This window comes from Catonella sp. (assembly GCF_052169795.1).
Lineage (GTDB): Bacteria > Bacillota > Clostridia > Lachnospirales > Lachnospiraceae > Catonella.
On the sequence record NZ_JBQNBU010000021.1, the window covers coordinates 24,505 to 33,404 of the forward strand.

The following is an 8,900-nucleotide window of genomic DNA, read 5'->3' on the forward strand; positions in this document are numbered from 1 at the left end:
GGGTTCTTTTGGTGCAAGCATTTATCAGAGTTTTTATACCATTATTCTACACTATTCTAAGCTATTTTTCAAGTTTTAAAATTAACTGCTCCAATTTCTTAGTTAAAAAAGTAGTTAAAAATATCACAATACTGATTAATTTTCCTCTATACCGATTCCAAATACTCTTTCATCTTCTATAAGTTTTAGCAAGTCTTTCTTCTCTGTTTTTACAGCCATTCCATAGACTTTTAAGCCATGTTCATTCACATAAGCTAAAGCCCTGTCAAGTTTCGTCTTTCTGTTCATATAACTGTCCATCATATCTGTAAATGAGCTGTTATCTTTAAGATAATTAAGCAAACTTATATAGTGCTTCTTTGCATTCTCTTCATTTTTAAGTTCCTTAAATGTTACATCACTGACTTTTCCTTCATACCCAAAGATATATGGATACTTAGATATTCCGTTTCCCTTGGTAGCTCCTATTCCAGTGTTCATACCTATAATGTCATTATTCCCCTTTTCATCATTTACTATACCTACCCAACTGTATCCTAACTCATATTTTGCTTCAAAATCTATCGCTTCCTTATAATTAAGTATCCTGTCAAAGCTGATATAAGCCTTGTAAAGCTTTCCCTCCGAAAGTTCACTTATATGCTCTTTAGTATCATTTCTGTCACCGCCATAGCTTGTTTCAAGCCTAAGCTCACCTGTTTCTTCGTCAATCAGACTTTCTTCTATTTTAATATGCTCAAACTGAAACTTTTCTAACTGCTTAGTAAGACTCTCATTATAACTATTGTGATTTATCTGCCATTCAAACATATTGTCAGAAAGTCTTTCTAAAGCAAGCGGATCATAAAAGGTTATCCTTCCTTTTCTTATATTTCCTGCGTAATTTTTTTTAGCTTCTTCTACCATTCTTGTGCTTGGATATACATTAAAGCTATAGTTTCCATAGCCTTCTGAAACCACATTGGTAGAATCAAGATAGCCAAAAGGTTCGATTAATTCAGTATATACACTTAAATCAAGTTTAAATCTTTCTCTGTGTACTACCGCCCCTCCTTCAAGACTATAATTTTTTTCTTCCTTTGGGTTGTAATAAAATAAATCAATAACCTTGGGCAGTATTGTCATCATCAGCACTATACCCACAAGGATTACAGTAGTTACAACCATTCCCATTTTAATAAATGCTTTTCTGATAGACTTTCTTATAAGCCTAACAAATTCATTTTGTTTTTCTGAGGATTTATCTCCATTGTCACTTCCTAAATCTTCCTCGTTAATTTCCTCATCAGGATACAAATACTCGCTGATAGCCTCCTGTTTTTCTATATCTTCTTCTATTTTTTTTCTTTCTTCCTCAGAAAGTCTGCCACTCTTATACAATTCTATCAATTCTTTATATTTCATATCCGGCCTCCTTTAAGTATAGTTTTAATTCCTTCTTCCCTCTAAATGCCAAAATTCTAACATTCTCTGTAGTTATACCTAAGAGTTTTGCTATATCTTTGCCCGATAGTCCTGAAAAATACTGTAACAAAAGCACTTCTTTCTTTTTGCCTTCAAGCCTGTTTAAAGCTTTATAAAGTACATTATTTCTTTCATTTATAAGCAGTTTATTAAGCGGATTTTCTTCTGTTTCTTCATTTAGAACTACTTTATTTTCAACACTATCAAGTCCCATAACAAGTCTTTTATCTTTTCTGTAAGTATTAAAATACAGGTTTCTTGCAACCTTATATAACCATGCTTTCACCCCAGTATCTGCCGTCTGTAATGAAAGCAAAGCCTTTACAAAGGTTTCTTGCATCAAATCCTCGGAGAGCTGTCTGTTATGGCTAAGTCCATAGAGATATAAATATATTTCCCTGCTGTATGCCCTGTAAAATCTCACTAAGACCTCATTTTCCATAACTCGCCCCCTTTCTCTATTTTTCCGAAACTTTTTATTTTCAATTATACAACACTTGTGAAGGAAAAATGTTACATATTTTTGTATAAAACTAAAATAATCTATAATATTAAAAGCCCTAAGGTTTAATGACCTTAGAGCTTTTATTATATGTAAATGTTTATTCAAAGCTTTACACTATTGAAATATCTTATAAACCAGAAAATCAACTACAAAGTTATATATCTTATGTTTCAGAAATCTCCTTCTTATGTGCCAAATACACCATAATTCCCATCACAATGGAGCCACCTACTATATTTCCAAGGGTTACAGGAAATTCATTCATTGTGAAAAAGCTGCCCCAATTAAGCTTTGAAAGCTGCTCTGTTGTAATCCCATACTCTGAAACAGCCTTTTCTACATATTTTTCATTACTAAGGGCAAGGATGCCTGCCGGTATATAATACATATTTGCCACACAATGCTCAAAACCGCTTACCACAAATGCCATTATAGGAAAGAAGCTCGCCCATACTTTACATCCTGTAGACTTAGCTGAACCTGCCATAAGTACAGCCATACATACAAACACATTGCAAAGTATACCTGAGACAAATGCTGTTTCAAAAGAAAGACTTACCTTACTAAGAGCCACCTTAATTGTAAATGCCCCGAGAAGCCCGTCTGTAAAATTAAACTGTCCGCTAAAATAAACCAGTATAGCCATTAAAATTCCGCCGATAAGATTAAACACAAAAACCAGAACTAATACCCTTATCATAGAAGAAACCCTGTATTTTCCACGCATAGCTCCAAAGACCATAAGACAGTCACCTGTAAACAACTCTCCGCCAATAAGAACTATAGTTATAAAACCCACAGGGAATACACAACCTGCTACCAGTCTTGCAATACCTACATTGGATATATTATGCATAGCTACACTGCTTGCTGAAGCTCCACAAGCTATATAAAGTCCTGCAAGTATACCGAGTATTAACATTTTATAAAATGGCATAGCCACTTTATCTTCTCCTGCCTTGATTAAATTCTTTACCACCTGTGCTGGTGCATTAAAAAAACTTACTTCTCCCATTTTCCTATCCTCTTCTTCAATTTTTATGTTTTTAATTACAGGATTGCTACAGCTTCGCTTCCCATAATTTTTGTTAAAAAATTAACTATATCTATATTACTATAATATGAGAAAGTGTCAAGTAAATTATGATAATCTTTATAGGTAAACTCCAAATTATTCGTTATTATTTAGTTTTTCTAAAAGTTTTATGATATCCGGCTGTGTCGGTGTAAATCTTATACCTCGTTTCAACATTCCTATAACTTTTCTTGCCTTCCGTTCAATTTCTTTAACAATATGTTTCTTTGTTAGCATTAAATGATTACCTGCAATTGTATATTCTCTTTCGATGTATTTCTCCGTTATCGGAAAAATATCCTGTATCAAAAATACACTTTCTTTATCATTATCTAATTTTACAATATGAATAATGTCACAAGGCTTTCCCATTTTTTCCCTTTTTTCCATCAGAGATTTATACTTATCTATTCTGCTGGATAGTGGTATCATCCAATATATTCCTGTATTTGCATCTCCAAAGCAATAATAATGTGGTCTATTTCCTTCCTTGTTCATTTTGAGATTTGAATCTGCCATATCTTCAAAATATTTATCTTTCACAATATAAAATCCTGTTATTTTCATATATTTCCCCCAATACGCAAAAAGTCCTTCGCCTTTTAGCGAAGGACTGAACTTTCAACCCAACCACTTATATACCGCATATTGGTCAGCGGTAAACCTTCAACCCAACCACTTATATACCGCATATTGGTCAGCGGTAAACCTTCTATATATAGAATACCAATTATCCGCTTAAAAGTCAATGACTGTCTTCCCACAGCCTTACTCCGGTTTTAAGCCTTTCAAGACCATCCTTTAAATTCTTTTTGGTACAGGCTATATTCATCCTTATAAAGCCCTCCCCTGCCTTGCCGTAAACCTTGCCGTCTATCAGGTAAATCCCTGTAGTCAGTCTAAGCTCTTTGGCAAAGCCTTTACCTGCATTTTTAAGTCCTCTCACATCTATCCAGAATAAATAAGTGGCTTCTTTTTCTATGACCTTGATTTCAGGAATTTCATCAGCTATAAAGTCTAAAACTATCTTCCTGCTTTCATCTAAATATCCATTAAGAGCATCCAGCCACTCTCCGCCGCCTGTGTATGCCGCAACTGCCGCTTCTGTAGCAAAAGCATTTGGCTCAGCTACCTCATCTGTATTAAGGCTACGTTTTACTTTATTTCTAAGTATTTCATTCGGCACTGAAACTGCCGCAGTATGAAGCCCCGCTATATTGAAAGACTTGCCCGGGCTCATACAGGTTATGCTTATTTCTCTTGCTGTCTCCGATACACTTGCAAATGGCACATATTTCTTTCCATTAACTGTTAAATCACAATGAACCTCATCGGATATTACTGTAACACCATATTTTTTACAAAGTTCTGCTACCCTTATTAATTCATTTTTAGTCCAAATTCTTCCGCCCGGATTCTGTGGATTGCACAGTATCATAAGAGTAGTCTGTGTATCTGAAAGATCTTTTTCAAGCTGTTCAAAGTCCATCTCATATCTGTTATTTTTAAGCACTAACGGACTTTCAAGAGCTACCCTTCCGTTATTAAGTATTGAGTTAAAAAATATATTATAAACCGGAGTTTGAATAAGTACCTTCTCAGCCGGAGTTGTAAGCTTCCTCACCATACTTGATATAGCAGGTACTACTCCTGTAGTAAAGATTAGCCAGTCCTTCTGCATAGTGAAATTATGTCTGTGTTTCCACCAGCCTATATAAGCTTCATACCACTCATCAGTTATGCCGGCATAGCCAAAAATCCCATGCTTAAATCTGGCTTCCAGTGCTTTTCTTATCGCCGGTGCAGCCTCAAAGTCCATATCTGCAACCCACATAGGAAGCTCATTTTCCTCTACTTTCCATTTCTCTGCATTGGTGTTTCTGCGATTGATTTCTTTGTCAAAATTAAATGAGTGTTCAATATGCATATCAGCCCCTCCTTCTAAGCTCAGTTTCCCTTCCTTCACCCGACACCAGTTCAATCTCTGCCAGTGTAACAGGTTTTGGTGCTTCTCCTTCTACAATTATTTTTGTATCTTCCGGATTAATGTTTTCATTATCTATAATTAAAGTACCTATTTCCTTAGCCTTTATAACTCCACTTTTTGGATTAAATACACTGTCAATCTTACTTGTAACTTCTACATCTACAGTTGAAAATTCAAAGGCAAGAGCTGTATTTACAAGTTTACAATTCTTCATTACAAGATTTTCTATATAGCAAAATCCCTGTAAACTCTCCACTGTACAGTTGATAAGGGTTATATTTTTTGAATTCCAGCCAAAATACTCTCCCACTATAAATGAATCATAAATTACTACATTTTCTGTATTCCAAAAGCTGTCTTTTGAAAGCAGCTTGCAGTTATGGACTTCAATATTTTTCCCACCGTCAAAACAGTAGTCACCATATAAATTAAGTCTGTCAAGGTAGACATTTTCACTGTTTAATCCAAAATATGTCCCTTTTGCAACCACATTTTCAAGTCTTATATTCTTACACATCCAAAATGTTTCGTTTGCATTTGGCAGGGATACATTTTTAAGGTTCACGCCATCACATCTACGGAATTCCTTCGGTGCCTCTATCATAGTGTCTTCTATATTGATATTTTTGCCATACCACAGACCTGACCTTGCCATTTCAAAAAAGGTGGAATCTTTTACATTTACATTCTTTGCATACCAGAATGGATACTTCCACTTGTACATTGTATTAACTGCATTTATATTTTCACCATGCTTAAGTGCAGACTCACCGTCTGCAAAAATTGTGTCTTCTATCTCCAGTCCATTTGCCTGAAAAAGAGCACGCTCACCTGTCAAAACCTCATTTTCTATTCTTTTCATAACCATCGCCTTTCCGATATTAACGCAAACTATCTGATGTAAATGTCAAAATATAAGTCCGCCTTTTACAAAGAAATTTACATCTGATTTTTATGCTTTTGATACTTATACCACTATAATCCTACTTAGATAGTATGCAATATAATTTTGAATAAGTAAATAGGGTTTGAAAGATTTCAAAAAATTGTCACAATTATAATAGAAAGGACTTTCAAATAAAAATATTTGAAAATCCTTCTGCTAAGTCAGATAGATTATAAATTAGTTATTTTTTAATAACTCAAATACTTTTTTTCATACTTCCTATAAATTTCATAACTTATCTTCTTTTTGCTTTTCTCATTTATATCATATCGGTAATACTCTTGTGTATATTCATTTCCGCTATAAAAAATCTGATTATAAAATACCTTTCCCTTAACAATAAATGCATTTACTGCATTATCCTTGAAGATGCTTTTTCCTGATTCTGTCATAACATCAAACCTGTAATTATCAGCATCAAAATGGATACTACAAGCTAAAATTTTATTTTTTTCTATCTGAATACCACCTACAAAGTAATCAATACCGCTCTTTTTTACTTGTTTGGTAGACATATTATATACTTGCATCTTATACATAGGTGCAGGGGTATCAAAATCCGCCTTACCTATATACAAATACTTATCTGTTCCTCCCAACAGCACATAGTTCTTAGCAGAAACCACCTTAGATGTTTTCTTAGTTTCTAAGTCCATTTTGTATATAACACCTTTATCACCCTCAAATTTAGAGTAATAAAGATATTTACCGTTTGTCACTATACTTTCTGAACTACTTTTCTTTACAAGGCTAATGCTTTTTCCGGTAGATTTAGAGTATTGTATTATATCTCTTACACCTATGACTTCTGAATCATCATAATTCTTTGCGGTAAGTTTAAATACATTGCCATTTATTTTTACATTTTTTCTTGAAAGCATTGGTTGAGTTTTAGTATTTGTGCCTTCCGTTAAGTCTATTTTATTACTAAAAAGGTCTTCACCCTTACCTGTTTTACGAGATACATAATACCAGTTATAGGTTGCAGTATGTCCTTCTCCACCACCATCATTAACAATCTCATAAAGATGAATAGTTACCAAATCACCACGAACATCATCAATTTCTACTATCGGTGCCTTCTGATTATGCTTTTTATAGTAATAGTCTGAAGCAAGCTTGCATAGTTCTTCGTCGGTATATCCTGTCTGAGTTTTTGCTACTACATTATGGCTTACCGTACTTCTTCCATAACAAGTCTCAGCCTGCACCTTCATCGGATTCGCTCCGCATACACCGGAAACAATTAATATACCAGCTAATAATAATGATACATATTTATGTTTCATTTGGATTCCCCCTTTCAGTTCATTGTATATTTCCTCACATTCTCTATACTATACTTATATTTAAAATTATAGTTATTGGATATAGTGATGTCAACTGCTGTATTGGTTTCGTTTGTGTCAAGTACTCGTTGGCAATTTTCTTACCAGATATAATGGGATAAAAGAAACTGGCATTTCACCTATTCCTTTGCTTCGTTACAAACTCAGTAACATTTTTGTCAGAAGAATTATGTATATGCAACAACGTACCGGCTCTTTTAAGACAGATTTTTTCAAAGAGTAGTTTTTCAAAGAACACTTTTTATCGTTTCTTTAATCCGGTAAAAACAAACTGCCTCCATTTTACTTCTCTTCTTGCTGTTGTTATCGTAAATAACAATCTCAAAAAGCTTACGGATGATAAAATTAAAATGTTTTCATCATTGATGACAGCCTTTTTAATCGTACCAGCTGCAAGAAAACAGAACTGTGGTCAAAGGTTTTTGACCACACCGATATGCATCTCAAAAAAGTTTCTCGGATACTTAGCTTAAGCTGTAGTAATTGGAAATCCCTATTTTTCTTGGAAATATAATCCATATCTTTCACAAGTTATTTATTGTATCATAATATTAGTATTGTTCAATACTTAAAATACTAATATGTTAAATAGGAGAATAAGTTATGACATTAAAGACTTTAGTTAGAAAATATCTAGAAAATTGCAAGGAACAAAATAATTTAAATCAAAAAACAATAAAAGCCTATAAAATAGATTTAGAACAATTTATATTTTTTATGAAAGATATAGATGCTTTTTATAAAAAAGATGAAATTGTGAGATATATACAGCATCTAAATAGCTTAAATTTCAAGGTAAAAACTATTAAAAGGAAAATAGCATCAGTAAAGGCTTTTTTTTCGTATCTAGAATATGAAGAAATCATAGAACGTAATCCATTTTATAAGATAAAGTTAAAAATAAAAGAACCACTTATATTACCTAAAACCATATCTCTAAAAGATATTGAAAAATTATTTGAGTATATTTATTTAGAAAAAAGCAACTATAATGAAACTTCTTATAAACACAAAGAAATTGTACGAGATATAGCTGTTTTAGAAGTTTTAATCGGGACTGGTATGAGAATAAGTGAACTTTGTAATATTAAAAAAGAAAATATGGCTTATACTAATAATGAAATTAAAATATATGGCAAAGGTGCAAAAGAGAGGATAATACCGATTTACAACAAAGATACGATAGCTGCATTGCAAATATATGAAACGGTCTTTTATAAAGAAATTTGTAATTCTGATTATTTTTTTGTAAATAAAAGAAAAAAAAGATTATCCTCCCAATCTGTTAGAAATATGATAAAAAAATATTGCAAAAAGATAAATATAGATAAAAATATAACTCCACATATGTTTCGACATACATTTGCAACAATGTTGTTGGATGATGATGTGGATATAAGAAGTATACAAATGTTATTAGGTCACTCAAGTATAATCACTACACAGATATATACTCATGTAAGATCGAATAAAAAATCGCAAATAATGAAAAATAAAAATCCAAGAAGGATGATAATAGTTAATAAAGGATAATTGTTTATTATCAAAGAAAGTGGGTTACTTATGTTTAATGA

8 protein-coding genes and 1 pseudogene are annotated in these 8,900 nt (G+C 32.8%); 2 read left to right on the forward strand and 7 right to left on the reverse strand.

Annotated features, from left to right (window positions below; genetic code table 11):
• Positions 1–135: 135 nt before the first annotated feature.
• The 7 genes from ACTTKP_RS04935 to ACTTKP_RS04965 all read right to left on the reverse strand — a co-directional run bounded on the left by ACTTKP_RS04935 (position 136) and on the right by ACTTKP_RS04965 (position 7,266).
• Positions 136–1,404: an anti sigma factor C-terminal domain-containing protein gene (locus tag ACTTKP_RS04935; protein WP_442552794.1), complete on the reverse strand. Its 1,269-nt coding sequence runs from the start codon at positions 1,402–1,404 to the stop codon at positions 136–138.
• A complete protein-coding gene (locus ACTTKP_RS04940; protein ID WP_442552795.1) occupies positions 1,394–1,906 on the reverse strand; it encodes an RNA polymerase sigma factor in 513 nt (170 codons plus the stop codon). The genes ACTTKP_RS04935 and ACTTKP_RS04940 overlap by 11 nt, the downstream gene beginning before the upstream one ends.
• A 226-nt stretch (positions 1,907–2,132) precedes the next feature.
• Entirely contained in the window at positions 2,133–2,984 is an 852-nt protein-coding gene (locus ACTTKP_RS04945; protein WP_442552796.1) for a formate/nitrite transporter family protein, read from the reverse strand.
• 156 nt (positions 2,985–3,140) lie between these two features.
• Entirely contained in the window at positions 3,141–3,611 is a 471-nt protein-coding gene (gene cptIN, locus ACTTKP_RS04950; protein ID WP_442552797.1) for a type III toxin-antitoxin system CptIN family toxin, read from the reverse strand.
• A gap of 178 nt (positions 3,612–3,789) precedes the next feature.
• A complete protein-coding gene (locus ACTTKP_RS04955) occupies positions 3,790–4,971 on the reverse strand; it encodes a MalY/PatB family protein (RefSeq protein WP_442552798.1) in 1,182 nt (393 codons plus the stop codon).
• A 1-nt stretch (position 4,972) separates the two neighbouring features.
• Positions 4,973–5,893 carry a DUF3737 family protein gene (locus tag ACTTKP_RS04960; RefSeq protein WP_442552799.1) on the reverse strand — a complete coding sequence of 307 codons (921 nt, stop codon included), beginning with the start codon at positions 5,891–5,893 and terminating at the stop codon, positions 4,973–4,975.
• A gap of 272 nt (positions 5,894–6,165) precedes the next feature.
• Complete coding sequence (locus tag ACTTKP_RS04965; protein WP_442552800.1) at positions 6,166–7,266, reverse strand: hypothetical protein; 1,101 nt, start codon at positions 7,264–7,266, stop codon at positions 6,166–6,168.
• 127 nt (positions 7,267–7,393) lie between these two features.
• Here ACTTKP_RS04965 and ACTTKP_RS04970 point away from each other — a divergent pair.
• A pseudogene (locus ACTTKP_RS04970) lies at positions 7,394–7,822 on the forward strand (IS4 family transposase); the annotation flags it as partial.
• A gap of 107 nt (positions 7,823–7,929) precedes the next feature.
• Positions 7,930–8,859, forward strand: a complete 930-nt coding sequence (locus tag ACTTKP_RS04975; RefSeq protein WP_442552801.1) for a tyrosine-type recombinase/integrase — start codon at positions 7,930–7,932, stop codon at positions 8,857–8,859.
• The last annotated feature ends 41 nt before the right edge of the window (positions 8,860–8,900 follow it).